Source organism: Pseudomonas sp. KH_027 (assembly GCF_057838565.1).
The window spans coordinates 1,275,323-1,300,896 of sequence record NZ_CM174470.1 but is presented as its reverse complement, the minus strand read 5'-3'; the positions used below and the strand labels follow the sequence as shown (position 1 = coordinate 1,300,896).

Genomic DNA, 25,574 nt, shown 5'->3' with positions numbered 1-25,574 from the left:
GTGCCACTCAAAGCTCGACGCACACCAGCGAAACGGGATAGCCCAGACGCTCGGCGAAGTCATCGAGAAAGCTTTGCCTGAAGCTCGCCGCGCCCCAGTTATTGAAGATGAAGCCCAGGTTGGAAAAGCCGCAAGCCTGCAGAAACAGGAAACCGTTGATGTCGTCTTCATGCCCACACGCCGGGCAGGTGAAATTATCGGTATGGCCGGGCATCCACTCTTCCAGGCTCTCGAACAGCACCTCGCCGATTTCCCGCCGGCATTTGGGGCAGCCGGCCTCCTCCTTGAAACCCTTGGTCGGCGTATAAATGCAGCGTTTGTAGATGACCTCCAAGCCATTGACCGGCCGTTCGAACGGCAAGCGCTGCGGCTGCTCGACCACCCGGCGAGCGCCTGGCGCAATGGCATAGGCCATGCGGTTGAAGCTACGACCACAGGTGGTCACCCGCTCCTCGATGATGTTCTTCTGCACCAGCCAGCGCAAAATCGCCCGCGCCTTGGCTTCGGGCGCAGGAAAACTGGAGATTTGCGGCACGATGATGCTTTGTTGATCGTCCACGACGAAGCCCCGGATCAAGGTAAAAGGCGCGCAGCTTAATGCGCTGCCCGGCAGGGTCAAGGCAAACAGCCTATGGTCGACTCGCCAAAGCCTTTATCATGCCTGCCATGATTAAAGACCCCTTCCAGCGTCTCGGCCTCGATCGCGAAGTGCTTACCGTCAGCCAACTCAACGGCCGCGCCCGTGTGTTGCTGGAGGATGTGTTCGCCAATATCTGGGTCGAGGGCGAAATTTCCAACCTGGCCAAGCCCGCGTCCGGCCACATCTACTTCACCCTGAAGGACAGCCAGGCGCAGGTGCGCTGCGCCCTGTTCCGGCAGAACGCCGCACGGGTGCGCCAGGCCTTGCGTGATGGCCTGGCGGTGAAGGTGCGCGGCAAGGTCTCGCTGTTCGAGGGCCGCGGCGATTATCAGCTGATTCTCGACAGCGTCGAACCCGCTGGCGATGGCGCCTTGCGCCTGGCGTTCGAGGCGCTGAAGGAGAAACTCGGCGCCGAAGGCCTGTTCGCCGCCGAACGGAAAGTCTCGCTGCCGGCACACCCGCAGAAGATCGGCATCATCAGCTCGCCGACCGGCGCGGTGATTCGCGACATCATCAGCGTGTTCCGCCGGCGCGCAGCACATGTCCAACTGACCCTGATCCCCACCGCCGTGCAGGGCCGCGAAGCCACCGCGCAGATCGTCCGTGCCCTGGCCCTGGCCGATGCCCGCGGCTTCGACGCGCTGATCCTGGCCCGTGGCGGCGGCTCGCTGGAAGACCTCTGGTGCTTCAACGAGGAAGCCGTCGCCCGCGCAGTCGCCGCCTGCCAGACGCCAATCGTCAGCGCCATCGGCCACGAGACCGATGTGTCGATCAGCGATTTCGTCGCCGATGTGCGCGCGCCCACGCCCTCCGCCGCCGCCGAACTGCTGGCGCCGGACTCCAGCGACCTGCAACAACGCCTGAACAGCCTGCACCGGCGCTTGATCCTGCGCATCCAGGACCGCCTCGGGCGCGAGCGCCTGCGCCTGGACGGCATCACCCGGCGCCTGCGCCACCCCGGTGAACGCCTGCGCCAGCAAGCGCAGCGCCTCGATGATCTGGACATGCGCCTGCAGCGGGCCTTCGAGCGGCAATTGAATAACCGCCGCGAACGCCTGGCCCGTCTCGATACACGCCTGGCCGCGCAGCATCCCGGACGCATCCTGACCCTCCTGCGTCAGCGCCTGGACAGCCTGGCCGAGCGCCTGCCGCGAGCCATGCGCGACGGCCTGAAAGAGCGTCGCCTGCAGCTGCAAAGCCAAGTGCAAACGCTGCATGCGATCAGCCCGCTGGCGACCCTTGGCCGTGGCTACAGCATCCTCCTCGACGAGCGCGGCCAAGCCATTCGCAGCGCCGGGCAGACCCGCCCCGGCCAGCGCCTGAAAGCCCGTCTCGGTGAAGGTGAACTGGCGGTGCGTGTCGAGGACAACCACCTGACGCCGATCACCCTGCCCTTGCTCGATTGATAGTCCACCACCAGGATCACCCCATGCGTTCACTGCTCGCCCTGCTGCTCTGCCTTGCCCTGCCCGTGCATGCCGAAGGTTTTATCAGCCGCCTGCTGAACAAACCGGTGCCGGGCGGCGTGGCCGTGGTCGAGCTCGGCAGCGGTAACGGCGCCCCCACCGCCACCTTTCAAGGCAAGCCGGTGCTGGTGGTGCATGAGGACGCCAAACGCTGGATTGCCATCGTCGGCCTGCCGCTGACGATCAAACCCGGCAGCCAGCAACTCAGCACCAAGGATGCCAGCGGCACGCGCAGCCTGAGCTTCATGGTCAGCAGCAAGCACTACGCCGAGCAGCGCATCACCTTGAAGAACCAGCAGCAGGTCAACCCGAGCGCGGCCAACCTCAAGCGCATCGAGCGCGAACTGGCCGAGCAGACCCACGCCTACCAACGCTTCAGCCCCGGCACGCCGAGCAACCTGCTGCTGGACAAGCCGGTCGATGGCCCGCTCTCCAGCCGCTTCGGCCTGCGCCGCTTCTTCAACGGCGAGGAACGCAACCCACACTCCGGCCTGGACTTCGCCGTACCCGCCGGCACCCCGATCAAGGCACCGGCCGCCGGCAAGGTGATCCTGATCGGCAACTACTTCTTCAATGGCAACACGGTGTTCGTCGACCACGGCCAGGGCTTCATAAGCATGTTCTGCCACCTGTCGAACATCGATGTGCAGCTTGGCCAGCAACTGGGCCGTGGCGGTGTACTCGGCCGCGTCGGCGCCACCGGCCGGGCGACCGGCCCGCATATGCACTGGAACGTCAGCCTCAACGATGCGCGGGTCGATCCGGCGATCTTTATCGGCGCCTTCCAACCCTGAGCGACATTTGGGCTTACAGTCGCGCATTGGGCCACAGACACGGGCTTGCTAAGCTTCGTTGGCGCGAACAGCCGGAATTTTCCGTTCCCGCCTAGACCCGGAGCCTCTGTATGCCCAATCAGCTGACAACCTGGATCGACTGGCTGAGCCACTACCCCGAAGTGCAAACCCTGAGCGCCATCAGCCTGCTGCTGTTCGCCGCCTGGCTGGCCAACTGGGTGGTCAGACGCATCCTGGTGCGCGGCCTGTTCCGCATCGCCAAGGCAACACTGCTCGGCCACGACGGCAAGCTGCAGGACAACGGCATCATCAAGCGCCTGGCGAACATCGTTCCGGCACTGGTGCTGTCCATCGGTGTGAAAGCCGTCCCAGGCCTGCCGGAAAGCCTGGTCACGGTGGCGCAGAATGTCTGCGGCGCCTTTATCGTGCTGAGCATTGCCCTGGCCATCGGCGCCGCCCTGGAGATCATCAACACCCTCTACCAGCGCCGGCACAATGCCCATCTGAAGCCGATCAAGGGCTATCTGCAGGTGCTGAAGATCCTGGTCTACGCCCTGACCACCATTCTGATGGTCGCGACGCTGATCGACCGCTCGCCATTGATTCTGCTCTCCGGCCTCGGCGCCATGGCCGCCGTGCTGATGCTGATTTTCCAGGACACCCTGCTGTCGCTGGTGGCCAGCGTGCAGATTTCCTCCAACAACATCATCCGGGTCGGCGACTGGATCGAGATGCCGCAGCTGAATGTCGATGGCGACATCATCGACATCGCCCTGCATACAGTCACGGTGCAGAACTTCGACAAGACCATCACCACCATCCCGACCAAGCGCTTTATCAGCGACTCATTCAAGAACTGGCGCGGCATGCAGGAATGCGGCGGCCGGCGAATCAAGCGCAGCCTGTTCCTGGACCAGACCAGCCTGGGCTTCCTGCCCAGCGCAGAAGTGGCGCGCCTGCACCGCATCCACTTGCTCGACCACTACCTGCACGCCAAGGAAAGCGAACTGCAGGCCTGGAACCAGCAGCTGGCGGACTATGGGCAGGAACCGGCGAATACCCGTCGGGTCACCAATATCGGCACCTTCCGCGCCTACGTGGAAAACTACCTGCGCCAACATTCGGGCATTCGCCAGGACATGACGCTGCTGGTACGCCAACTCGGCCCGACCGCCGACGGCCTACCGCTGGAGCTGTACTGCTTCACCAACACCACCGCCTGGATCGAGTACGAGAGCATCCAATCGGACATCTTCGATCACCTGCTGGCAATCCTCCCCGAGTTCGGCCTGCGGGTATTCCAGCACCCGAGCGGCACCGACATGCGTGCACTGCGAGCCGGCATCAAGACGCCGCAACAGGTCGACACCGCCTGAGCGCATTGCCGCTCGTCCGGCTTGGCTGAGCCGCGCAATTTTCACAAAATCTCCCGCCGCCCGCTGCAAAAATATCTCGCGAAAGCCAACTAAGCGCCAGGATTCGCCAATTTTTCAGCGCTGCTTGCCATATTCAACCCAAGTGAATAGGGTTATCTGCATGAAAACTGCTCACACCCTCATTCTTCTGCGTCAGCACGCCTGCCTGCGACTGGTCAGTCCACGACTGCGGGGTTGAATCGCGTCTGCACCTCTCGTTTGTCATTGGTTCGGCCACCGTCATCAGGCCCCACAGAACAAGGATTTCCCCATGAGCATGCTCAAAGAGCCGTCGACCAAATACCGCCCGTTCGCCCCGATCAACATTCCCGACCGCACGTGGCCGAACCGGGTCATCGATCAGGCGCCGATCTGGCTGAGCACCGATTTGCGCGACGGTAACCAGTCCCTGATCGAGCCCATGGATGCCGAGAAGAAGATGCGCTTCTTCAAGACCTTGCTGCACGTCGGCTTGAAGGAAATCGAAGTAGGTTTCCCGTCGGCCTCGCAGACCGATTTCGACTTCGTCCGCGAACTGATCGAAGGCGGCCACATTCCTGACGACGTCACCATTCAGGTGTTGACCCAGGCGCGCGAGGACCTCATCACCCGTACGTTCGAGTCGCTCAAGGGCGCGAAGAAAGCCATCGTCCACTATTACAACGCGACTGCACCGAGCTTTCGCCGCATCGTCTTCAACCAGGACAAAGCCGGTGTAACCGAGATCGCCGTCAGCGCCGCGCAGATCATCAAGCGCCTGGCCGAGGCCAACCCGGAAACCGCCTGGCGCTTCGAATATTCGCCCGAGGTATTCAGCTCCACCGAGACCGACTTCGCCGTCGAGGTGTGCAATGCGGTAATTGGCGTATTCCAGCCAACCCCGGCACAGAAGCTGATCCTCAACCTGCCCGCCACCATCGAAGGCGCCACGCCGAACATCTACGCCGACCAGATCGAGTGGTTCGCACGCCATGTCGACAAGCGCGATAGCGTGCTGATCAGCCTGCACACCCACAACGACCGTGGCACCGGCGTAGCCGCCACCGAACTGGGCCTGATGGCCGGCGCCGACCGCGTCGAAGGCTGCCTGTTCGGCAATGGCGAACGCACCGGCAACGTCGACCTGGTGACCGTGGCGCTCAACCTCTACACCCAGGGTGTCGACCCACAGCTGGACTTCTCCGACATCGACGCCGTGCGCAAGGTGGTCGAAGACTGCAACCAGCTGCCCGTGCACCCGCGTCATCCCTATGTCGGCGATCTGGTCCACACCGCCTTCTCCGGCTCGCATCAGGATGCAATCCGCAAGGGCTTCGCCCAGCAAGACCCGAACGGCGTCTGGGAAGTGCCCTACCTGCCGATTGACCCGGCCGACATCGGCCGCAGCTACGAAGCGGTGATCCGCGTCAACAGCCAGTCCGGCAAAGGTGGCATTACCTTCCTGCTCGAACAGGAATACGGCATCAGCCTGCCACGGCGCATGCAGATCGAGTTCAGCCAGGTGGTGCAGAGCGAGACCGACCGTCTTGGCCTGGAAATGACCGCCCAGCAGATCTACGGCCTGCTCGACAGCGAATACCTGCACGCCAATGCGCCCTACACATTGAAGAGCCACCGCCTGCAGGAAGAGAATGGCACCAGCGCGGTCGACCTGGACGTCACCATCAACGGTGAAAGCCGTCACCTGCGCGGCATTGGCAAAGGCCCGCTGGAAGCATTGGTCGCCGCCTTACCGGTGCGCCTGGAAATCATGGATTACCACGAGCACTCGATTGGCGCCGGCGCCAATGCCAAGGCCGCGTCTTACATCGAGATCCGTCTTGATGGCGAGCGTGCGCTGCACGGCATCGGGATTGACGAGAACATCACCACGGCGAGCTTCCGCGCCCTGTTCAGCGCCCTGAATCGCGCCTTGAGCCAAGCCAACGCCCAGGCAGCCTGAACGGCCCGAGCCTGAACACAAAACCCCGCCAGTTGGCGGGGTTTTGCTTTAGCGGTACTTTTAATCGTTTAATCGTTAGCGGATCGCATGGGTGGCAGCGGCCCTGCGGCGCAACCCGACGCCTCATGCCAATCCGAGCAACAACACCAGCGGAACCACCAGCACCACGATCGCCAGCAGGATCAACAGACCAATGCCCGCCGCACGCCAGTTGGAATGGAACGCGCCGCCCTGCTCGGCATGTTCCGCTACCGGCTCGGCCAGGGTCACTTTGCCGTACTGGTACATCCCCACCACCTGGGCAGCCGTGAAAGCCGCTGCCGGCACGTTCTGCGGCAGGATGAACGCCAGCAGCAGAAGCGCGACGAGCACGCCTGCACCCGTCAGCCAGGCTTTGCCGACCTCGGCGCCACGACCGAGCACGCGAAGGTTGTGGGCAATGACATAGGTGCCCGCCAACGGCGAACCAAAGGCGGTCGCCCAACCCACCGCCGCGAGGCTGTAGAGGCGCTGCCCAGTAACGGCGGCGGGCGGCGCGCTCAACTCGGCATGTGGGGTCTGGAACGGGTTTTCGACGTCCATGCAGCGCGACTCCTGTTCAGTGGATAAGGAAGCTGTCGGCATCCAGGTGCGCCGGAAAACGCTCCCGGTAAGCCGCCAAGGCGCTGGCCGAAAGGTCGAGCAGAAAGACCCCGTCAGCATCGGCGGCGTCGAGCAGCGTCTCGCCCTGAAAGTCCAGCACCTGGCTGTCGCCGCTGTAGGCGAAGCCTTTGCCATCCGTGCCGACCCGGTTGACGGCGGCCACATAACAGAGATTCTCGATCGCCCGCGCCGGCAACAACCGGTTCCAGTGCTGGCGGCGCGCGGCCGGCCAATTGGCGGTATAGAGCAACAGGTCGGTGTCATGCGGGTCACGGCTCCAAACCGGGAAGCGCAGGTCGTAGCAGATCAACGGGCGAATCCGCCAGCCCTTGAGCTCCAGCTGCACCTGGCGCTCGCCCGGGGTGTAATGCTTGTGCTCGCCGGCCATGCGGAACAGATGGCGCTTGTCATAGTGCAGCACCTCGCCATCCGGCCGCGCCCAGAGCAGGCGGTTGCGATGACTGCCGTCCGCCGCCTGGATGATCACACTGCCGGTCAGCACCGCATTCAAGCGCTGCGCCTGCTCACGCAACCACTGGTAGGCGGCGCCTTCCTCCGGCTCGGCCAGGCTCGCCGAATCCATGGAGAAACCGGTGGTGAACATCTCCGGCAGGACGATCAGGTCGGCGCCGCGGGCCTGCTCCAGCAAGCGCTGGAAATGGGCAAAATTCGCTGCCGGGTCATGCCAGGCCAGCGTGGTCTGGATCAAGGCCAGTTTCAAATCGGGCAACGCCGTCAGATCGCGCATAGTTTTTCCGCCGCCTGGGCCAGCGTCTCTTCACGCTTGGCAAAACAGAAGCGCACCAGGCGCATATCCTCGGGCGCCTGCTGATAGAACACCGAAACCGGAATGGCCGCGACCCCATGTTCGCGGGTCAGCCATTCGGCCATCGCCACGTCATCCAAGTCTGGACGAATCAATGAATAGTCGACCAACTGGAAGAAGGTCCCCGCCGCCCGGGTAAAGCGGAATTTCGAGCCGGTCAGCAGGTCGCAGAACAGATCGCGCTTGGCCTGATAGAAACCCGGCAACTCGCTGACATGCTCCGGGTGCTCGGCCATGAAGTCGGCCAGGCCCCACTGCAGCGGGGTCACGCCACAGAAACTGACGTACTGGTGCACCTTGCGCAACTCGGCGCTCAGAGCCGGCGGCGCCACCACGTAGCCGGTCTTCCAACCGGTGACGTGATAACTCTTGCCGAAGGAACTGACCACGAAGGCGCGCAGGTACAGCTCTTCATGGCTGAGCACGCTGTCATGCCGGGCACCGTCGAACACCAGGTGCTCATAGACCTCGTCGCTGATCAGGTAGATATCGCGCTCGCGGATCAACTCGGCCAGACGGTCCAGATCGGCCCGGCCGATCAGCGCACCGCTGGGGTTGTGCGGGCTGTTGAGAATGATCAGCCGCGTGCGCGGGCTCAGGGCATCGCCCAGGCGCTGCCAGTCGATGGAAAACCCGGGCCGGCTAAGCGGCACGTGCACGCAGCGCCCACCCGCCAGCTCCACCGAGGGTTCATAGCTGTCGTAGCTTGGGTCGAACACGATGACCTCATCGCCCGCACGGATCAGCGCCTGGATCGCACAGAAGATCGCCTGGGTCGCCCCCGGGGTGATGGTGATTTCCTGATCGACGCTGACGCTGCGGCCATAGCAACGGGCGATCTTCGCCGCCACCTGCTCACGCAACGCCGGCAGGCCGGTCATCGGCGCGTATTGGTTATGGCCCGCCGCAATATGCCGGCCGACCGCCTCGCGCAAGGCCAGCGGGCCGTCGAAATCGGGAAAGCCCTGGGAAAGATTCAGCGCACCGACTTCGGCGGCGAGCTGCGACATGCGAGTAAAGATGGTGGTGCCGACATTCGGCAACTTGCTATGCAACATGATCTCTCCTACGAACCCCTCGTAGGGTGGGTTAGGCCAGCGACCGTAACCCACCAACCGGCCCCGGGGGCCGGTGTTTTTTCTGCTTACCGCAAGGTCAGTACCCTGACGATTGGGCGGTGCCTGCGGCACCGATGGTGGGTTACGCCGCACACGGCTAACCCACCCTACGGATGACTGCGCTGGCTGTCAGCGCTTGTCCTTGCGCTTCTTGTCGGCTTTCTTGTGGTGCGACATCAAGCGGCGCTTCTTGTTGACCTGGCGATCGGTCAGGGTGTTCTTGTTTCCTTCGTACGGGTTTTCCCCGCCCTTGAACTCGATACGAATCGGCGTACCGACCAGTTTCAGCACGCGGCGGTAGGTGTTTTCCAGGTAGCGGACATAGGACTTGGGCACCTTCTCCACCTGGTTGCCGTGGATCACGATCAGCGGCGGGTTGGCACCACCCAGGTGGGCGTAACGCAGCTTGATCCGGCGGCTGTTGACCATCGGTGGCGCGTGCTCGCTGACCGCGTCTTCGAGGATCTGGGTCAGGCGGCTGGTCGGCCAGCGGGTTATCGCCGACTTGAACGAGGCCTGTACCGACTGATACAAATTGCCGACGCCGGTGCCGTGCAGCGCCGAGATGAAGTGAATGTCGGCAAAGTCGACGAAGAACAGCCGACGTTGCAGCTCGGTCTTCACATAGTCGCGCTCGCTCGGCTCCATGCCGTCCCACTTGTTCAACGCGATCACCAGCGCACGGCCGGTTTCCAGCGCGAAACCGAGCAGGTTGAGGTCGTGATCGACCACGCCTTCGCGCGAGTCCATGACGAAAATCACCACGTTGGCGTCTTTGATCGCCTGCAGGGTTTTCACCACCGAAAACTTCTCGACCTCTTCCGAGATCTTGCCGCGCTTGCGCACCCCGGCGGTGTCGATCAGGGTGTACTTCTCGCCGTTACGCTCGAAGGGAATGTAGATACTGTCGCGCGTGGTGCCGGGCTGGTCGTAGACGATCACCCGGTCTTCACCGAGCATGCGGTTGACCAGGGTCGACTTACCGACGTTGGGTCGGCCGATGATGGCGATCTTGATGCCATCCTTCTCGCTCGGGCCAGGGATGCGCTTGGCTTCTTCGCCTTCGAGCACCACTTCGCCTTCGAGCGGTTCGTCCTCGACCGCATCCTTGGGGAACTCCGACAAGGCCGCTTCGAGCATCTGGGTGATGCCGCGACCATGGGCGCCGGCGATCGGGATGGCGTCGCCCAGGCCCAGCGGGCTGAACTCGGCGCGGGCCAGGTCAGGGTCGATGCTGTCGACCTTGTTGGCCACCAGGAAACTGCGCTTGTTGCGCTTGCGCAGGTGCTCGCCAATCATCTGGTCGGCCGCCGACATGCCGGCCTTGGCATCCACCAGGAACAGCACGGCATCGGCTTCTTCGATGGCCAGCAGCGACTGCTCGGCCATTTTCGAGTCCATGCCGTCTTCGTCACCGGAAATACCGCCGGTATCGATCAGGATATAGGTTCGCCCTTGCCACTTAGCCTCACCGTACTGGCGATCACGGGTCAGACCAGACAAATCGCCGACAATGGCGTCGCGACTCCTGGTCAGGCGGTTAAACAGGGTGGACTTGCCAACGTTCGGACGGCCCACCAGGGCGATTACGGGAACCATGCGGCCCCTCCACTCAATTTCAGAAAACACAAAGGCCGCTACCGTAAAACGGCAGCGGCCGGACTCATTCTTCCGGAGGCTGGTCAGAGCCTGGCAGAACCCAGCGAAATCGATCCGTACGGGTCCGGCCGATGACTCCAAGGCCTTACCGGATGGTCAGCGCGACCAGATCGCCACCATTGCCGAAGGCATACAACCAATCACCGACGACCAGCGGCCGGGCACGCAAACCATCGCTGTCGATGCGCTCGCGGCCAACGAAACGACCATCGACCTGACTAACCAGGTGCAAGTAACCTTCGAAATCACCGAAGGCGACATAACTGGAAAACACTTCCGGAGCCGACAACTGGCGACGGCCCAAGGCATCGTTGCTCCACAGCGCCGAAGTGGAACGCTCATCGACGCTTTCAATGGTGCCATTGGCCAGGCTCACGTAAACACTGCCGAGTGCCTGGGCCAAGCCGACGTTGCTCGAGGCTTCGCGCTGCCAGAGAATCCGCCCGCTCTCCACATCCAGCCCGGCGACACGACCCTGATAGCTGACCACGTAGAGCGTACTACCGGACAGCAGCAGACCACCGTCGATATCGACCACCCGATCCAACTCGGAGCGACCTTGCGGCACCGCCACGCGCTGCTCCCAGACCGGCAGGCCGCGCTGGGTATCCAAGGCGATGACCTTTCCGCTGGACAAGCCGGCAAACGCCAGACGCTCGGTGACCAGCGGCGCACTGGTGCCACGCAAAGTCAGCACAGCCGGGGTATTTTCGTAGATCCAGCGCTGATTGCCAGTGGCGGCATCGAGTGCGATCAAACGATCATCCTGGGTCTGCACGACGACCACATCGCCGTTGGTAGCCGGGGCCGCCAGGACCTCACTGGTAACGCGCGCGCGCCACTTTTCCTCGCCGTTGGCCGCATCCAGAGCGATCACTTCGCCCTTCAGCGTGCCCAGCAGCACCAGGCCATGGCCTGCACCGACCGCACCGGACACCGGCAAGTCGAGATCCTGCTCCCAGAGCTTGTCGCCACTGAAGCGGTTGATCGCCATCACTTCGCCGTTCACGTCGGAGGCGAAGATCTGATCGCCATCCACCGCCGGCACCAGCATATTGAAGGACTCGCCCTGGCCATCACCCACCGAGCGGCTCCACTCTTTTTTCAGTTCGACTTCTTCTGTGAAGTCAGGCAAGTCGGCTGGCGGCAGTTCCTTCTTGCTGTTGCTGCTGCAACCCGCGGCAAGAACGGCCAGGGCCAACAGTGCTGCATATTTCCAGCGCATCACGTCACGCATCCCCTTTCGCCAAGTCGTCGAGTTTCATCTGCAAACCACCTACCGCGGCTTCATCCGACAAGGCTGCTTTAGCCTTCTCGTAGGCGGCACGCGCCTCATCGCCACGCTCGGCTTTGACCAGCAAGTCGCCTTTGAGCTCTTCGCGGCTGGCCAGGAAAGCCTTGTCCGCATCGCCTTCGAGCAATTTAAGTGCCTCATCGACCTTGTTCTGCGCGGCCAGCACGCGGGCCAGACGTTGACGGGCCAACTCGGCCACGGTGTCATCGGCCGGCTTGGCCACCACGGCCTGCAACTCGGCCGCCGCATCGTCGAGCTTGCCCGCATCGACCGCGACCTTGGCCACGAACAGGCTGCCGTACTGGGCGTAATGGGTACCACCGAAGTCTTTTTTCAGGGTGTTCGCCAACTCGGCCACACGGCCTGCATCCGGCTGACCGCTCGGGTTGAACGCGGTTTCCAGCAACTGCTGATACACCAGCGAAGCACCTTGCGCCTGGTTGGTTTGGTACTTGTTCCAAGCCTGCCAGCCGAAGACCACTACCAGTGCCAGGGCACCGCCCGTCAGCAGCGGCTTACCATTGCGCTGCCACCAGTCCTTGATCAGTGCCAGATCTTCATCTTCAGTACGCGACGTCACCCAATACTCCTTAATTCGCTGAATGCTCAAACCTGCTTCAGGCAGGCTACCAGATGCTCAGACAAAGCATCCCAGGCAATATTTTGTTGTTCGCCCTGACCACGAAGGGGCTTGAAACCTATCACTTGCTGAGCCAGTTCGTCTTCGCCCAATACCAAGGCGAACAGCGCACCGCTCTTATCGGCCTTTTTCAGCTGGCTTTTGAAGCTTCCAGCGCCGGCATTCACCTGTAGACGCAGCCCTGGCAACTGATCGCGCAAACCTTCGGCCAACGCCAACCCCGCCAACTCGGCCGGTTCACCGAAGGCACAGAAGTACACATCGACCTGACGGGAAATCTCGGCGGGCACTTGTTCCAGGGTTTCCAGCAGCAATATCAGGCGCTCGATGCCCATGGCAAAACCAACGCCCGCGGTCGGCTTGCCGCCCATCTGCTCGACCAGGCCGTCGTAGCGCCCACCGGCACACACCGTGCCTTGAGCACCCAGCTGGTCGGTGACCCACTCGAACACGGTCTTGCTGTAATAGTCGAGGCCACGCACCAGCTTGGGATTGAGCACGTAGGGAATGCCGGCGGCATCCAGGCGCGCCTTCAAGCCCGCAAAGTGGATGCGCGATTCTTCATCGAGGTAATCCTCGAGCTTCGGCGCATCGACCAGCATGGCCTGGGTTTCCGGCACCTTGCTGTCGAGGATCCGCAGCGGGTTGCTGGCCAGACGGCGCTTGCTGTCTTCATCCAGCAGCTCGAGACGTGCCGAGAGGTACTGCACCAGGGCTTCACGGTAGTTCGCCCGTGCCGCGCTGGTACCCAGGCTGTTCAACTCCAGTTTGACCGCCCCGCGAATGCCCAACAGGCCCCAGAGGCGCCAGGTCAGCAGGATCAGCTCGGCATCGATATCCGGACCGTCGAGGTTGAAAACCTCGACGCCAATCTGGTGGAACTGGCGATAACGGCCTTTCTGCGGCCGCTCATGGCGAAACATCGGGCCGATGTACCAGAGTTTCTGCACTTGGCCGCCACCGGAGATACCGTGTTCCAGCACCGCGCGAACGCAGCTGGCGGTGCCTTCCGGACGCAGGGTCAGGGAGTCGCCATTGCGGTCGGCGAAGGTGTACATCTCTTTCTCGACGATGTCCGTGACTTCGCCGATGGAGCGTTTGAACAGTTCGGTGGCCTCGAGGATCGGCATGCGGATCTGCCGATAGCCGTAACCATCCAGCAGATTGGCCACAGCGGCCTCGAAGTAGCGCCAGAGCGGCGTCTGCTCGGGCAGGATGTCGTTCATGCCACGAATGGCTTGCAAAGACTTGCTCACACTGAATCCTTAAAAAATTCGCGATCAGCCACGGGCGATCAGCGCCGCGTCGGCTTCGACCTTTTCGGCCGCCTTCTGCCGGATCAGTTTTTCCAACTGGTCCACCAGATTGTCATTGGTCAGTTTCTGCGCAGGCTTGCCGTCGATGTAGATCAGGTTGTTCGGGGTACCGCCGGTGAGGCCGATATGCGCCTCCTTGGCTTCGCCCGGGCCGTTGACGATACAGCCGATCACGGCCACATCCAGCGGCACCAACAAGTCTTCCAGACGCCCCTCGAGCTCGTTCATGGTCTTGACCACATCAAAGTTCTGCCGCGAGCAGCTCGGGCAGGCGATGAAGTTGATGCCACGGGAACGCAAGCGCAGCGACTTGAGGATGTCGTAACCGACCTTGACCTCTTCGACCGGATCGGCTGCCAGGGAGATGCGGATAGTATCGCCAATCCCATCGGCGAGCAGCATGCCCAAACCAACAGCCGACTTGACGGTACCCGAACGCAGTCCACCGGCTTCGGTGATACCCAGGTGCAACGGCTGCTCGATCTGCTTGGCCAACAGCCGATAAGCCGCGACCGCCATGAACACATCGGAGGCTTTGACGCTGACCTTGAAGTCCGGGAAATTCAACCGATCCAGGTGCTCGACGTGGCGCAAGGCCGACTCGACCAGGGCTTCCGGAGTCGGCTCGCCGTATTTCTTCTGCAGGTCTTTTTCCAGGGAGCCGGCATTGACGCCGATACGGATGGAAATGCCACGGTCACGCGCCGCATCGACCACCGCCCGGACGCGATCTTCACGGCCGATATTGCCCGGATTGATCCGCAGGCAGTCGACCCCCAGCTCGGCGACGCGCAAGGCGATCTTGTAGTCGAAGTGGATATCGGCAACCAGTGGCACCTGCACCAACCGCTTGATCTTGCCGAAGGCTTCGGCCGCATCCATGTCCGGCACGGACACGCGCACGATATCGGCGCCGGCTTCTTCCAGGCGACGGATCTGCGCCACGGTAGCGGCGACATCGCAGGTATCGGTATTGGTCATGCTCTGCACGGTGATAGGCGCATCACCGCCCACCGGCACGGAGCCGACCCAGATCTTGCGCGATTGCCGACGGATGATCGGAGATTCGCCGTGCATGGTTTATTGCCCCAACTTCAAGCGTGCCGTTTCGCCACTGGTGAAGGGCGCAACATCCACCACCTGACCGTTGTAACGAACTTGTGCACCGCGTGCATAACCCAGACGCAACTCCAGCGGCGCTTTACCGCTCAACTCGAGCTTCTCGCCCGTGCGCTTCAAGCCACTGGCCAGCACTTTGCCGGTGGCATCGGTGAGCTGGATCCAGCAGTTGGCGCTGAACTCGAGCCCCACCGCACCCTCGCCTGCCGCCACAACCACGGGCGCAGCGGCAACTGGCGTTGGCACTGCAGCGGGAGGGGCAGGGGTAGGCACGACTGACGTGACTGGCGCAGCAGGAACAGCAGGAACAGCAGGAACAGCAGGAACAGCAGAACTGTTAGCCATCAGCGGCGTAACTGCAAGGCTGCCCGGCACCTCAGCCTCAGGCTGCGCAGCCAGCTCGGGGGAGACCTCGGCCACGCCAGGTTCAGCCTCGCTCTGGGCATCGGCTACCGCCTGATCTTCCGGCTCGTCGAGCGGATGAATCTGCGTCGTGCCGTCGGCGCTCTCTACTTCGACGTGTTCCAGGCTGACCTCGGCAGGCTCGCCTGCGCGACCGGCAGACTGATCCTGCCACCAGAGAAAGCCGACACCGGCCAACACCAGCAGCAAAGCGAAACTGACAAGGCGCAAAACGCTCTGCGACAGACGCACGGGCTCTTCGATACGGCCCAGACCATGCACGCTGCTGCCCTTGGCATCGGTTCCGGTGTAGTGGTCGAACTCCTGCACCACCAGGTTCTGGTCCATCCCGAGCAGCTTGGCATAAGCGCGCACATAACCACGGGCAAAGGTGTGTCCAGGTAGCTGATCGAACGCACCGGACTCCAGCTGGGTCAGACGCTGAATAGTCAAATTGAGCTGACCAGCCACGTCGGCTAACGACCAGTCCTTGTTTTCGCGGGCCTTGCGCAGAGTCTCGCCTGGGTTGCTGCGAGTCACAGCTAGAGCTTCGGGATGCACCGCTTTCATCATTGCTCCGACAGGTATTTCTGATATTCCGGCGTACCGGGATAAAGACGTTTGAGTTGCAAGCCTAAGCTGGCGGCCTTGTCGCGGTCTTCAAAAATGGTTGCAAGGCGTGAGCCGAGCAGCAGACTGCGCGAGTTCTGCTCGTCCAGCGCACTGAAACGGTCGTAATAATCACGCGCCGGCACATATTCCTTGCCCTCGTAGGCCATCTCGGCCATCTCGAGCAGGGCTCGTGGCTGGCGCTTGTTCAAGCGCAACGAGCGCTCGAAGTAGTGCTTGGCTTCTTCGCGTTTATTCAGCTTCAGAGCCGTCATGCCCAGGCTTTCAAACACCCGCGAACGCTCGGGGTACAGATTATCCTTGGCGGCCTGCTGATAACGCTCGAAGGCTTCCTGGTAACGCTTTTGCTCGAACAGGAAACCTGCGTAGTTATTCAAAAAACGCGCATCGTCGGGGCGCTGCGAAAGCGCCTTGCGAAAATGCTCATCGGCGAGTTCTGGCTCCATCTCGACCTGAAACAGTCGTCCCAATGCCGCATGCGCATCGGCACTCGAAGGATCCAACTCCAAGGCTTTCTTCAGCGGTACCTTGGCCTGTTCGGTAGAACCCTGTTTCAGGTAGCCAACCCCCAGCTTGATGTAGGCGTCACGCGCGTCGTCACGGCCTTTATCGGTTTTCATCGGGTCGACGTCACCGGTGGACACGCAACCTAGCAATAAGCCGGTAAACAATAGGAGCAGCACAGGGCGCAGGGTCATAGGTGTCTTACCTTCAAGTTCGGTTTACAGCGGTACTGGGTGCATCAGTCGTCTCGGCGCTCAACTGACGCACGGCGATGTAGCGTTCGCTACGTCGCGTACGGTCCATCACCTGGCCGACCAGTTGCCCGCACGCTGCGTCGATGTCTTCGCCGCGCGTGGTACGCACGGTGACATTGTGCCCAGCTTTATACAGCAGGTCTTGGAAGCGGCGAATGGCATTGTTGCTCGGCCGCTCATAGCCGGAATGCGGAAAGGGATTGAAGGGGATCAGATTGATCTTGCACGGCACGTCCTTGAGCAGTGTGATCATCTCTTCGGCATGCTCGATCTTATCGTTCACATCCTTTAGCAGGGTGTACTCGATGGTCAGCACACGCTTCTCGCCAAGCCGCGCGACATAGCGCTTGCAAGCCGCCAACAGCATCTCCAGCGGATACTTCTTGTTGATCGGCACCAGCGTGTTGCGCAGTTCGTCGTTAGGCGCGTGCAAGGACAGCGCCAGGGAAACGTCGATGACTTCACCGAGCTTGTCGATCATCGGCACCACGCCGGAGGTGGACAGCGTCACCTTGCGCTTGGAGATGCCATAACCGAGATCGTCCATCATCAGGTGCATGGCGGCGACCACGTTGTCGAAGTTCAGCAACGGTTCGCCCATGCCCATCATCACCACGTTGGTGATGGCGCGATCGATCTTCGCCGGCACACTGCCGAACGATTTGTTGGCGATCCACACCTGGCCGATGATCTCGGCGGCGGAGAGGTCGCTATTGAATCCTTGTTTACCCGTGGAGCAGAAGCTGCAATCCAGCGCGCAGCCGGCCTGCGATGAGACGCAGAGGGTGCCGCGATTGCCTTGCGGTATGTACACGGTCTCGACACAGCTGCCAGACGCCACACGCACGACCCACTTGCGGGTACCGTCGGTGGAGATGTCTTCGCTGACGACTTCAGGACCGCGAATCTCGGCACAGGCCTTGAGCTTTTCGCGCAGGGCCTTGCCGACATTGCTCATGGCGTCGAAATCATCGACGCCAAAGTGGTGAATCCACTTCATCACTTGACCGGCACGGAAACGCTTCTCCCCGATAGAGTCGAAGAATTGTTCCATTTCAGGCTGGGTCAGACCCAGTAGATTGATTTTGCCGGTAGCTTCAGTCATGGCCTCACCCTCGCACGTTCGCCTTAGCGAATGCGCGCAGTCACCTCGGTTGCAGCGAAGAAGTAAGCGATTTCGCGAGCAGCAGCGGCTTCGGAGTCCGAACCGTGTACCGCGTTGGCATCGATCGACTCAGCGAAGTCAGCACGGATAGTGCCGGCAGCCGCTTCTTTAGGGTTGGTAGCGCCCATCAGTTCACGGTTTTTGGCGATTGCGTCTTCACCTTCCAGAACCTGAACGACAACCGGACCGGAAATCATGAAAGCAACCAGTTCGCCGAAGAAACCACGGGCGCTGTGCTCAGCGTAGAAACCTTCGGCTTCGGCTTTGGACAGCTGCTTCATTTTCGAAGCAACGACACGCAGGCCGGCTTTTTCGAAACGGGAGACGATCTCGCCAATGACGTTTTTAGCAACGGCGTCGGGCTTGATGATGGAGAAAGTGCGTTGAACAGCCATGTGAAACTCCAGAAACTAAGGATTAAAGCCAAAAATTAAACCCGCGAATTATACGCGGGTTCAGGTTAAATGCGTAGGGCTGACGCCCGAGGGCCGCTGCAACTCAGTCGGCTTCCTCGATCCAGGCCGCCTGAATGGCCTCCAGCACCTTCTCACCGCCGCGTGACGGATCGTCGTTAAAGCCCGGCAAAGCCAGCACCCAACCGTGCAGGTCGACGAAATTGACGTAACGCGGGTCGACGTCAGGCTTGCTTTCCGCCAATTGAATGGCGATTTCCAGCACATCATTCCATTTCAATGTCATACCAGAGCCTTTAGTGCCTTTCCGAAACCTGGTTGATGTTGTACTTGGGGATCTCGACCACCAGATCCTCTTGCGCCACTACAGCCTGGCAAGAGAGGCGCGACTCGGGCTCGAGCCCCCACGCCTTGTCCAGCATGTCATCTTCCAACTCATCGCTCTCGTCCAACGAGCGAAAACCCTCGCGCACCACCACATGACAGGTGGTGCAGGCACAAGACTTCTCACAGGCATGCACGATATCGATGCCGTTGCGCAGCGCGGCATCGAGAATGGTCTCACCCGGCTGCGCATCAATCACTGCACCATCGGGGCAATGATCGGCATTCGGCAGAAAAACAATCTGCGGCATCAATTATTCCTCAATTTCATTCAGTCGGCGCCCAGCCAGCGCAGCCTTGACCGTGGCATCCATACGGCGCGCAGCAAAAGCATCGGTTACCTGGGACAGGCGCTTGGTTTGCTGCTCGATGGCCGGGCCATCGACCCCCACCATCAGCTCGCGTAATTGCTGCATGTGCAGATCGATCACAACGCGTTCTTCCTCGCTCAGCAGACGCTGACCATCGACTTCCAGCGCCGCCTGCACAGCTTCGAGCAGGCGTTCGGCATCCACCTGATGCTCACGCAGGACGCGGGCGAGCTTGTCATCGCCGGCATTCTGGAAAGACTCCTGCAGCATGCGGGCGATTTCGCCATCGGTCAGACCGTAGGATGGCTTGACTTGAATGCTCGCCTCCACGCCGGAACCGAGCTCGCGCGCCGCAACGCTGAGCAACCCGTCGGCATCGACCTGGAAGGTCACGCGAATCTTCGCCGCACCCGCCACCATGGGCGGTATGCCGCGCAACTCGAAGCGCGCCAGGGAGCGACAGTCACTGATCAGCTCGCGCTCACCCTGCAAGACATGAATTTTCATGGCCGTCTGGCCATCTTTATACGTTGTGAAGTCCTGCGCACGCGCCACTGGAATGGTGGTGTTGCGTGGAATCACCTTTTCCATCAACCCGCCCATGGTTTCGAGGCCGAGCGACAGCGGGATCACATCGAGCAGCAGCAGTTCTTCGCCGTCACGCTTGTTGCCGGCCAGGGTATCGGCCTGGATCGCAGCACCGATGGCCACCACCTGATCCGGATCGATATCGGTCAACGGCTCACGCGCAAACAACTCACCCACCACCGAACGCACTCGCGGCACACGGGTGGAGCCGCCGACCATCACCACCGCCTCGACCTCGTCGATCTCGATCCCGGCATCGCGCACCGCCCGGCGACAGGCCTTGAGGCTGCGCTGCAACATCGGCTCGATCAAGCCATCGAAATACTCGCGGGACAGCCGCCCACGCCAATCGCCATAAGCCACCTCAACAGAAGCCTCAGTGGTCAGCGCCTCTTTCGCCGCACAAGCCACATGCAGCAGGCTGCGTTGCGCACCAGGGTCGATGTCGGCAGAGAGCCCGGCTTGCTGCACGATCCAGCCGGCGATCGCATGGTCGAAGTCGTCGCCACCCAGCGCACTATCGCCGCCGGTCGCCAACACTTCGAAGACCCCACCCGTCAGACGCAGAATCGAAATATCGAAGGTGCCACCGCCCAGATCATAAATCGCCACGACGCCTTCGGCCTGCTGATCGAGACCATAAGCCACCGCCGCCGCCGTCGGCTCGTTGAGCAGACGCAGTACGTTGAGTCCGGCCAGCCGAGCCGCATCCTTGGTGGCCTGACGCTGAGCATCGTCGAAATAGGCAGGAACCGTGATCACCGCACCGACCAGCTCGCCGCCCAGCGTGGCTTCGGCGCGCTGACGCAGCACCTTCAAGATATCGGCCGACACTTCGACCGGGCTTTTCGGCCCCTGCACGGTGTCGATGAACGGCATATGCGACTCGCCACCGACGAAGCGGTAGGGCAATTGCTCGCCCAGCTGCTTGACGTCAGCCAGGCCACGACCCATCAGGCGCTTGACCGACAACACGGTATTGAACGGGTCGCTGGCGGCGGCTGCCTTGGCAGCCCCCCCCACCTCCACGCGGTCGGCGTGATAGCGCACCGCCGACGGCAGGATGACCTGCCCCTCGGCATCGGGTAAAGGCGCGGACAGGCCGCTGCGCAATGCAGCGACCAGCGAATTGGTAGTCCCCAGGTCAATGCCCACCGCCAAACGACGCTGGTGCGGCTGCGGGCTCTGTCCGGGTTCAGCGATCTGCAGTAGGGCCATGCTTATCTGCGCATCAGGCGCGCCGCCGAGGCAGCGCGGAGGTTAATCGTCGAGGCGCTCTTCCAACTGGCGCACTTCGTAGCTGAGCTTGTCGAGGAACTGCATGCGCCGCACCAGGCGTTCGGCCTCTTCATGGCGCGCAGCTGCATCCCAACAAGCAGCAAAGCTTTCATTCAGCTCGTCCTGAGCACGCTTGAGGCGGCGCTTGAAGGTCGCCACGCCAGGCACATCGGCACTGTCCTGCAGGTCTTCCAACTCCTCACGCCAGTGCATCTGCTGCAGGAGGAACTCGGGATCCTGCACCGTCACTTCCAACGGTAGCTCGTGACCACGCAACGCCAACAGATAGCGTGCGCGCTGCGAAGCGTTTTTCAGCGTGCGATAGGCCTCATTGAGGCTGGCGGAGTGTTCCAGCGCAAGCCGCTGCTCGCGCTCGCTGGCATCGGCAAAGCGATCCGGATGGACACTGCGCGCCAGCTCGCGGTAACGCACGGCGAGCTGATCGAGATCCAAGCGAAAGCTCGGTTGCAGATCGAATAAGGCGAAATGACAAGGGGTACCCACAGCAGCCTCAGATATTGAAGCTCTCGCCGCAGCCACATTCGCCGCGCACGTTGGGGTTATTGAACTTGAAGCCTTCGTTCAAGCCTTCCTTGACGAAATCGAGCTCAGTGCCATCGAGGTAGACCAGGCTTTTCGGGTCGATAATCACTTTGACGCCATGACTCTCGAACACCTGATCTTCACTCTGAGCCTCATCAACGAACTCGAGCACATAGGCCAGGCCAGAGCAGCCCGTGGTGCGAACACCCAGGCGAATACCATCACCCTTGCCACGCCCATCAAGGGAGCGGCGCACGTGCTGAGCAGCTGCTTCGGTCATACTGATAGCCATCGGAACTCCTTACGCCTAGAGCGGTTACCCATAAAGCCTGCTGCTTAGAGCAAGCCTTTCTTCTGCTTGTAGTCGCGCACGGCCGCCTTGATGGCGTCTTCGGCGAGAACGGAGCAGTGGATTTTCACCGGCGGCAACGCCAACTCTTCAGCGAGCTGAGTGTTCTTGATGGTCTCAGCCTCATCCAGGGTCTTGCCCTTCATCCACTCAGTGGCGAGGGAGCTGGAAGCGATCGCCGAGCCGCAACCGTAGGTCTTGAACTTGGCGTCTTCAATCACACCCTGCTCGTTGACCTTGATCTGCAGGCGCATCACATCGCCGCACGCCGGAGCGCCGACCATGCCGGTGCCGACATTCGGGTCTTCCGCATCCATCTTGCCGACGTTGCGCGGGTTTTCGTAGTGGTCAATGACCTTTTCGCTGTATGCCATGGTGCTATTCCTCTCTCAATCAGGTGCCGCTCTTTGGCAGCTTTAGTGTGCCGCCCATTCGACCTTGGACAGATCGACACCTTCTTTGAACATGTCCCACAAGGGCGACAGTTCACGCAGTTTGGTAACCGCCTCGCGAACCTTCTGCGCGGCGTAATCGACTTCTTCTTCCGTGGTGAAACGGCCGAAGGTGAAACGAATCGAGCTGTGCGCCAACTCATCATTGCGGCCCAGGGCGCGCAACACGTAGGAGGGTTCCAGCGAAGCCGAGGTGCAGGCCGAACCGGACGACACCGCCAGATCCTTGAGCGCCATGATCAGCGACTCGCCTTCGACGTAGTTGAAGCTCAGGTTGAGGTTGTGCGGCACACGGGCCGTGGTGCTGCCGTTCACATACAACTCTTCCAGACCATCGACCTGCTTGAAGAAACGCTCGCTCAGGGCACGAATCCGCTCGTTTTCCTGCGCCATGTCTTCCTTGGCGACCCGGAAGGCTTCGCCCATGCCGACGATCTGGTGAGTCGCCAGCGTACCGGAACGCATACCGCGCTCATGACCGCCACCGTGGGTCTGGGCTTCCACACGCACACGCGGCTTGCGGCTCACGTAAAGCGCGCCAATGCCTTTCGGGCCATAGGTCTTGTGTGCGGAGAACGACATCAGGTCGACCTTGAGCTTCGCCAGGTCGATTTCCACCTTGCCGGTGGACTGAGCCGCATCGACATGCAACAACACGCCACGGGAACGGGTCAGTTCACCGATCGCCGCGATGTCGTTGATGGTGCCGATTTCGTTGTTGACGTGCATGATCGAAACCAGAATGGTGTCTTCACGCAGAGCCGCTTCAACCATCGCTGGCGTAATCAGGCCATCTTCGCCGGGCTCGAGGTAGGTTACTTCGAAGCCTTCGCGCTCGAGCTGCCGCGTGGTATCCAATACGGCCTTGTGCTCGATCTTCGAGGTGATCAGGTGCTTGCCCTTGGTCGAATAGAAGTGTGCAACACCCTTGATCGCCAGGTTGTCGGACTCGGTGGCACCGGAGGTCCAGACGATCTCGCGCGGATCGGCATTGACCAGCTCGGCCACCTGGCGACGGGCATTCTCCACCGCTTCTTCGGCCTTCCAGCCGAACACATGGGAGCGCGACGCAGGATTACCGAAGTTGCCATCGACCAGCAGGCACTCGCTCATCTTCTGCGCAACACGCGGATCGACCGGCGTCGTCGCGGAGTAATCGAGGTAAATCGGCAATTTCATTGATGCTCTCCTATCAGGTATAGGCCTATCAGCCAGGCGCCCTGCTCAGTCAACGGCGGACGCTTCAATTTTATCCAGGCGCGGCGCCCTGCCCGAGCAGTGCCGCTGATCCTGACGCTGGGCGACTTCTTGCACCTCATGACGAGTCACAAGGTCGGCCAGGCTGATACCGCTCAAAAATTCGTGAATCTGCTGGCTGAGGTCGGACCACAGATGGTGCGTCAAGCAGGTGTCGCCGTCATGGCATCCACCCAACCCCTGGCAACGGGTGGCATCAACCGATTCATTGACCGCATCAATGACCTGGGCAACCTGGATACCGTGCATGTCTCTCGACAGCTGATAACCGCCACCCGGCCCGCGCACACTGGAAACCAGGTTGCCGCGGCGCAGCTTGGCGAACAACTGCTCCAGGTAGGACAGGGAAATGCCTTGGCGCTCGGAAATATCAGCCAGCGACACTGGCCCACGCTGCGCGTGCAACGCCAGGTCGAGCATGGCGGTAACGGCGTAACGGCCTTTGGTAGTCAGTCGCATTGCGTGTACCGAGGGATCACTGATTTGACGCGAGTATGCTATTTCCGAGTATTTAGGTCAACTATAAGACCTATCAAAATACTCGGAATTAGAAACAATGAGGGCGCGCAGCATAGCAAAACCGACGCTGCAGCGCACCGCCTCAAGCTGCCGGCTTGTCGCCCGACTCCTTGACGTCGGCAAAGTCCTCATCGCGCAGGGCTGGCAGCTCTTTCGCGCAGTAATCGCTACCCAACGCCTTAAGAGCGGCACACATACCCTCCAGACGACCATCGACCGCCTGCAGATGATCGAGCAACTGACCGATGGCCTTCGCGATCGGGTCCGGCATGTCCTGGCTGACGCCATAGGCATCGAAACCGAGTTTTTCGGCGATCGCCTGACGCTTGGCCTCCAGCTCATCGTCGACTTTGACAATGATCCGCCCCGGAATCCCGACCACGGTCGCGCCAGCCGGCACCGCCTTGGTCACCACCGCATTGGAGCCGACCTTGGCACCGGCACCGACAGTGAACGGACCGAGCACCTTGGCGCCGGCCCCCACCACCACGCCATCCTCCAGCGTCGGGTGGCGCTTGCCTTTATTCCAACTGGTGCCCCCCAGGGTCACACCCTGATAAAGCGTGACGTCATTACCGATTTCCGCCGTCTCGCCGATCACGATACCCATGCCGTGATCGATGAAAAACCGCCGCCCGATCTTCGCCCCCGGGTGAATTTCGATGCCGGTCAACCAGCGGCCAAAGTTGGAAACCACGCGCGCCAACCACTTCCAACCCGCCAGCCACAACCAACCGGACAGGCGGTGCACCCAGATGGCATGCAAGCCGGGATAGCAGGTCAACACCTCGAAGGCATTACGCGCAGCCGGATCGCGATGGAATACACTCTGAATATCTTCACGCACGCGCTCAAACATCATCATCTCTCCGCTTATGGGGCTCGCCGCGAGCAGTCTTCTGGGTCTCGGTCAGAATACCGCGCAGAATGTTCATTTCCGACTTATTGACCGCGCTACGACCGAACAAGCGCCGCAAACGCGACATCAAATGCCGCGGCTTTTCCGGATCGAGAAAGCCGATATCCACCAGGGTACTTTCGAGGTGCCCATAGAACAGCTCCATCTCATCCATGGTCGCCAGTTGACCACTGCGTATCGACGTCACTTCGAACTTCTCGACCTTGCTCGGCTGACCCTGCGCAGCCAGCCAGGCCATACGCACTTCATAGCCCAACACCTGCACCGCAGCCGCAAGATTGAGCGAACTGAACTCGGGATCGGAAGGGATGTGCACATGAAAATGGCAACGCTGCAGCTCGTCATTGGTCAGCCCGGCATATTCGCGACCGAACACCAATGCCACTTCCTCGCCCTGCCCGGCATGCTCGCAGGCCGCCGCGCCACATTCGCGCGGATCGAGCAACGGCCAAGGAATACGACGGTCGCGCGCACTGGTGCCAAGCACCAGACTGCAACCGACCAAGGCTTCTTCCAAGGTCGCGACGACTTGTGCGTTTTCAAGAATATCGCTGGCACCGGATGCCCGTGCGACAGCATGGTCACTGGGAAAGTCTTCCGGGTCCACCAGCACCAACCGTGACAAGCCCATGTTCTTCATGGCGCGCGCAGCCCCACCGATATTGCCGGGATGACTGGTATTGACCAAGATCACGCGAATATTTTGCAGCAACGCAAGCGCTCACACAGACAGCA

The 25,574-nt window shown here is 61.4% G+C and carries 27 protein-coding genes; 4 read left to right on the top strand and 23 right to left on the bottom strand.

Going from position 1 to position 25,574, the window contains the following annotated elements; translation table 11 throughout:
* Positions 1 to 7: 7 nt before the first annotated feature.
* Positions 8 to 559 (bottom strand): sugar ABC transporter ATPase, encoded by a 552-nt coding sequence (locus AC3IYG_RS06100; protein ID WP_489312869.1) that lies wholly within the window; start codon positions 557 to 559, stop codon positions 8 to 10.
* A 107-nt stretch (positions 560 to 666) separates the two neighbouring features.
* Between AC3IYG_RS06100 and xseA the strand changes: the two genes are divergently transcribed.
* From xseA to leuA, 4 genes are all read left to right on the top strand, one after another.
* On the top strand, positions 667 to 2,046 hold the full coding sequence (gene xseA, locus AC3IYG_RS06095; protein WP_489313849.1) for an exodeoxyribonuclease VII large subunit: 1,380 nt from the start codon (positions 667 to 669) through the stop codon (positions 2,044 to 2,046).
* Between the two features lie 23 nt (positions 2,047 to 2,069).
* A complete protein-coding gene (locus tag AC3IYG_RS06090; RefSeq protein ID WP_489312868.1) occupies positions 2,070 to 2,900 on the top strand; it encodes a peptidoglycan DD-metalloendopeptidase family protein in 831 nt (276 codons plus the stop codon).
* Between the two features lie 110 nt (positions 2,901 to 3,010).
* A complete protein-coding gene (locus tag AC3IYG_RS06085; protein WP_489312867.1) occupies positions 3,011 to 4,276 on the top strand; it encodes a mechanosensitive ion channel family protein in 1,266 nt (421 codons plus the stop codon).
* Positions 4,277 to 4,586: 310 nt separating this feature from the next.
* On the top strand, positions 4,587 to 6,257 hold the full coding sequence (gene leuA, locus AC3IYG_RS06080) for a 2-isopropylmalate synthase (protein WP_489312866.1): 1,671 nt from the start codon (positions 4,587 to 4,589) through the stop codon (positions 6,255 to 6,257).
* 123 nt (positions 6,258 to 6,380) lie between these two features.
* Here the strand turns inward: leuA and AC3IYG_RS06075 are convergent, their stop codons facing one another.
* The 22 genes from AC3IYG_RS06075 to trmJ all read right to left on the bottom strand — a co-directional run bounded on the left by AC3IYG_RS06075 (position 6,381) and on the right by trmJ (position 25,551).
* Complete coding sequence (locus AC3IYG_RS06075; protein WP_489312865.1) at positions 6,381 to 6,839, bottom strand: hypothetical protein; 459 nt, start codon at positions 6,837 to 6,839, stop codon at positions 6,381 to 6,383.
* 16 nt (positions 6,840 to 6,855) lie between these two features.
* Positions 6,856 to 7,647, bottom strand: coding sequence for an amidohydrolase (locus AC3IYG_RS06070; RefSeq protein ID WP_489312863.1), 792 nt, complete (start codon positions 7,645 to 7,647; stop codon positions 6,856 to 6,858).
* Positions 7,635 to 8,783, bottom strand: coding sequence for a pyridoxal phosphate-dependent aminotransferase (locus AC3IYG_RS06065; protein WP_489312862.1), 1,149 nt, complete (start codon positions 8,781 to 8,783; stop codon positions 7,635 to 7,637). Before AC3IYG_RS06065 ends, AC3IYG_RS06070 begins: the two co-directional genes overlap by 13 nt.
* Positions 8,784 to 8,972: 189 nt before the next feature.
* Entirely contained in the window at positions 8,973 to 10,442 is a 1,470-nt protein-coding gene (gene der / locus AC3IYG_RS06060; protein ID WP_489312861.1) for a ribosome biogenesis GTPase Der, read from the bottom strand.
* A gap of 145 nt (positions 10,443 to 10,587) precedes the next feature.
* Positions 10,588 to 11,739: an outer membrane protein assembly factor BamB gene (gene bamB, locus AC3IYG_RS06055; RefSeq protein ID WP_489312860.1), complete on the bottom strand. Its 1,152-nt coding sequence runs from the start codon at positions 11,737 to 11,739 to the stop codon at positions 10,588 to 10,590.
* The gene (locus AC3IYG_RS06050; RefSeq protein WP_489312859.1) at positions 11,732 to 12,376 is read right to left on the bottom strand and encodes a tetratricopeptide repeat protein; all 645 of its coding nucleotides are present in this window, start codon (positions 12,374 to 12,376) and stop codon (positions 11,732 to 11,734) included. Before AC3IYG_RS06050 ends, bamB begins: the two co-directional genes overlap by 8 nt.
* A 26-nt stretch (positions 12,377 to 12,402) precedes the next feature.
* Positions 12,403 to 13,692, bottom strand: a complete 1,290-nt coding sequence (gene hisS, locus AC3IYG_RS06045) for a histidine--tRNA ligase (protein ID WP_489312858.1) — start codon at positions 13,690 to 13,692, stop codon at positions 12,403 to 12,405.
* A gap of 24 nt (positions 13,693 to 13,716) precedes the next feature.
* Positions 13,717 to 14,829 (bottom strand): flavodoxin-dependent (E)-4-hydroxy-3-methylbut-2-enyl-diphosphate synthase, encoded by a 1,113-nt coding sequence (gene ispG / locus AC3IYG_RS06040; RefSeq protein ID WP_489312857.1) that lies wholly within the window; start codon positions 14,827 to 14,829, stop codon positions 13,717 to 13,719.
* A 3-nt stretch (positions 14,830 to 14,832) separates the two neighbouring features.
* Positions 14,833 to 15,843, bottom strand: coding sequence for a RodZ domain-containing protein (locus tag AC3IYG_RS06035; RefSeq protein ID WP_489312856.1), 1,011 nt, complete (start codon positions 15,841 to 15,843; stop codon positions 14,833 to 14,835).
* Positions 15,843 to 16,601 (bottom strand): type IV pilus biogenesis/stability protein PilW, encoded by a 759-nt coding sequence (gene pilW, locus AC3IYG_RS06030; RefSeq protein WP_489312855.1) that lies wholly within the window; start codon positions 16,599 to 16,601, stop codon positions 15,843 to 15,845. The genes AC3IYG_RS06035 and pilW overlap by 1 nt, the downstream gene beginning before the upstream one ends.
* 13 nt (positions 16,602 to 16,614) lie before the next feature.
* Complete coding sequence (rlmN, locus tag AC3IYG_RS06025) at positions 16,615 to 17,766, bottom strand: dual-specificity RNA methyltransferase RlmN (RefSeq protein WP_489312854.1); 1,152 nt, start codon at positions 17,764 to 17,766, stop codon at positions 16,615 to 16,617.
* 23 nt (positions 17,767 to 17,789) lie between these two features.
* Positions 17,790 to 18,221, bottom strand: a complete 432-nt coding sequence (gene ndk, locus AC3IYG_RS06020) for a nucleoside-diphosphate kinase (protein ID WP_489312853.1) — start codon at positions 18,219 to 18,221, stop codon at positions 17,790 to 17,792.
* A gap of 103 nt (positions 18,222 to 18,324) precedes the next feature.
* Positions 18,325 to 18,525, bottom strand: a complete 201-nt coding sequence (gene iscX / locus AC3IYG_RS06015; protein ID WP_489312852.1) for a Fe-S cluster assembly protein IscX — start codon at positions 18,523 to 18,525, stop codon at positions 18,325 to 18,327.
* Between the two features lie 10 nt (positions 18,526 to 18,535).
* Positions 18,536 to 18,874, bottom strand: coding sequence for an ISC system 2Fe-2S type ferredoxin (fdx, locus tag AC3IYG_RS06010; RefSeq protein WP_489312851.1), 339 nt, complete (start codon positions 18,872 to 18,874; stop codon positions 18,536 to 18,538).
* A 3-nt stretch (positions 18,875 to 18,877) separates the two neighbouring features.
* Positions 18,878 to 20,740: a Fe-S protein assembly chaperone HscA gene (hscA, locus tag AC3IYG_RS06005; protein WP_489312850.1), complete on the bottom strand. Its 1,863-nt coding sequence runs from the start codon at positions 20,738 to 20,740 to the stop codon at positions 18,878 to 18,880.
* 42 nt (positions 20,741 to 20,782) lie between these two features.
* Positions 20,783 to 21,304, bottom strand: a complete 522-nt coding sequence (gene hscB / locus AC3IYG_RS06000) for a co-chaperone HscB (RefSeq protein ID WP_489312848.1) — start codon at positions 21,302 to 21,304, stop codon at positions 20,783 to 20,785.
* A gap of 7 nt (positions 21,305 to 21,311) precedes the next feature.
* Positions 21,312 to 21,635 carry an iron-sulfur cluster assembly protein IscA gene (iscA, locus tag AC3IYG_RS05995; RefSeq protein ID WP_110616475.1) on the bottom strand — a complete coding sequence of 108 codons (324 nt, stop codon included), beginning with the start codon at positions 21,633 to 21,635 and terminating at the stop codon, positions 21,312 to 21,314.
* Positions 21,636 to 21,679: 44 nt separating this feature from the next.
* The gene (iscU, locus tag AC3IYG_RS05990) at positions 21,680 to 22,066 is read right to left on the bottom strand and encodes a Fe-S cluster assembly scaffold IscU (RefSeq protein ID WP_220815504.1); all 387 of its coding nucleotides are present in this window, start codon (positions 22,064 to 22,066) and stop codon (positions 21,680 to 21,682) included.
* Between the two features lie 42 nt (positions 22,067 to 22,108).
* Positions 22,109 to 23,323 carry an IscS subfamily cysteine desulfurase gene (locus AC3IYG_RS05985; RefSeq protein WP_489312847.1) on the bottom strand — a complete coding sequence of 405 codons (1,215 nt, stop codon included), beginning with the start codon at positions 23,321 to 23,323 and terminating at the stop codon, positions 22,109 to 22,111.
* Positions 23,324 to 23,368: 45 nt separating this feature from the next.
* Positions 23,369 to 23,860, bottom strand: a complete 492-nt coding sequence (iscR, locus tag AC3IYG_RS05980) for a Fe-S cluster assembly transcriptional regulator IscR (protein ID WP_489312846.1) — start codon at positions 23,858 to 23,860, stop codon at positions 23,369 to 23,371.
* A 142-nt stretch (positions 23,861 to 24,002) separates the two neighbouring features.
* On the bottom strand, positions 24,003 to 24,779 hold the full coding sequence (gene cysE / locus AC3IYG_RS05975; RefSeq protein WP_489313848.1) for a serine O-acetyltransferase: 777 nt from the start codon (positions 24,777 to 24,779) through the stop codon (positions 24,003 to 24,005).
* Entirely contained in the window at positions 24,772 to 25,551 is a 780-nt protein-coding gene (gene trmJ / locus AC3IYG_RS05970) for a tRNA (cytosine(32)/uridine(32)-2'-O)-methyltransferase TrmJ (RefSeq protein WP_489312845.1), read from the bottom strand. Before trmJ ends, cysE begins: the two co-directional genes overlap by 8 nt.
* Positions 25,552 to 25,574: the final 23 nt, after the last annotated feature.

Coding starts and splice junctions, on each gene's coding strand:
- xseA (WP_489313849.1), top strand. CDS start 667: ATGATTAAAGACCCCTTCCAGCGTCTCGGCCTCGATCGCGAAGTGCTT.
- AC3IYG_RS06090 (WP_489312868.1), top strand. CDS start 2,070: ATGCGTTCACTGCTCGCCCTGCTGCTCTGCCTTGCCCTGCCCGTGCAT.
- AC3IYG_RS06085 (WP_489312867.1), top strand. CDS start 3,011: ATGCCCAATCAGCTGACAACCTGGATCGACTGGCTGAGCCACTACCCC.
- leuA (WP_489312866.1), top strand. CDS start 4,587: ATGAGCATGCTCAAAGAGCCGTCGACCAAATACCGCCCGTTCGCCCCG.
- AC3IYG_RS06075 (WP_489312865.1), bottom strand. CDS start 6,839: ATGGACGTCGAAAACCCGTTCCAGACCCCACATGCCGAGTTGAGCGCG.
- AC3IYG_RS06070 (WP_489312863.1), bottom strand. CDS start 7,647: ATGCGCGATCTGACGGCGTTGCCCGATTTGAAACTGGCCTTGATCCAG.
- AC3IYG_RS06065 (WP_489312862.1), bottom strand. CDS start 8,783: ATGTTGCATAGCAAGTTGCCGAATGTCGGCACCACCATCTTTACTCGC.
- der (WP_489312861.1), bottom strand. CDS start 10,442: ATGGTTCCCGTAATCGCCCTGGTGGGCCGTCCGAACGTTGGCAAGTCC.
- bamB (WP_489312860.1), bottom strand. CDS start 11,739: ATGCGTGACGTGATGCGCTGGAAATATGCAGCACTGTTGGCCCTGGCC.
- ispG (WP_489312857.1), bottom strand. CDS start 14,829: ATGCACGGCGAATCTCCGATCATCCGTCGGCAATCGCGCAAGATCTGG.
- AC3IYG_RS06035 (WP_489312856.1), bottom strand. CDS start 15,843: ATGAAAGCGGTGCATCCCGAAGCTCTAGCTGTGACTCGCAGCAACCCA.
- pilW (WP_489312855.1), bottom strand. CDS start 16,601: ATGACCCTGCGCCCTGTGCTGCTCCTATTGTTTACCGGCTTATTGCTA.
- rlmN (WP_489312854.1), bottom strand. CDS start 17,766: ATGACTGAAGCTACCGGCAAAATCAATCTACTGGGTCTGACCCAGCCT.
- ndk (WP_489312853.1), bottom strand. CDS start 18,221: ATGGCTGTTCAACGCACTTTCTCCATCATCAAGCCCGACGCCGTTGCT.
- iscX (WP_489312852.1), bottom strand. CDS start 18,525: ATGACATTGAAATGGAATGATGTGCTGGAAATCGCCATTCAATTGGCG.
- fdx (WP_489312851.1), bottom strand. CDS start 18,874: ATGCCGCAGATTGTTTTTCTGCCGAATGCCGATCATTGCCCCGATGGT.
- hscA (WP_489312850.1), bottom strand. CDS start 20,740: ATGGCCCTACTGCAGATCGCTGAACCCGGACAGAGCCCGCAGCCGCAC.
- iscA (WP_110616475.1), bottom strand. CDS start 21,635: ATGGCTATCAGTATGACCGAAGCAGCTGCTCAGCACGTGCGCCGCTCC.
- iscU (WP_220815504.1), bottom strand. CDS start 22,066: ATGGCATACAGCGAAAAGGTCATTGACCACTACGAAAACCCGCGCAAC.
- AC3IYG_RS05985 (WP_489312847.1), bottom strand. CDS start 23,323: ATGAAATTGCCGATTTACCTCGATTACTCCGCGACGACGCCGGTCGAT.
- iscR (WP_489312846.1), bottom strand. CDS start 23,860: ATGCGACTGACTACCAAAGGCCGTTACGCCGTTACCGCCATGCTCGAC.
- cysE (WP_489313848.1), bottom strand. CDS start 24,779: ATGTTTGAGCGCGTGCGTGAAGATATTCAGAGTGTATTCCATCGCGAT.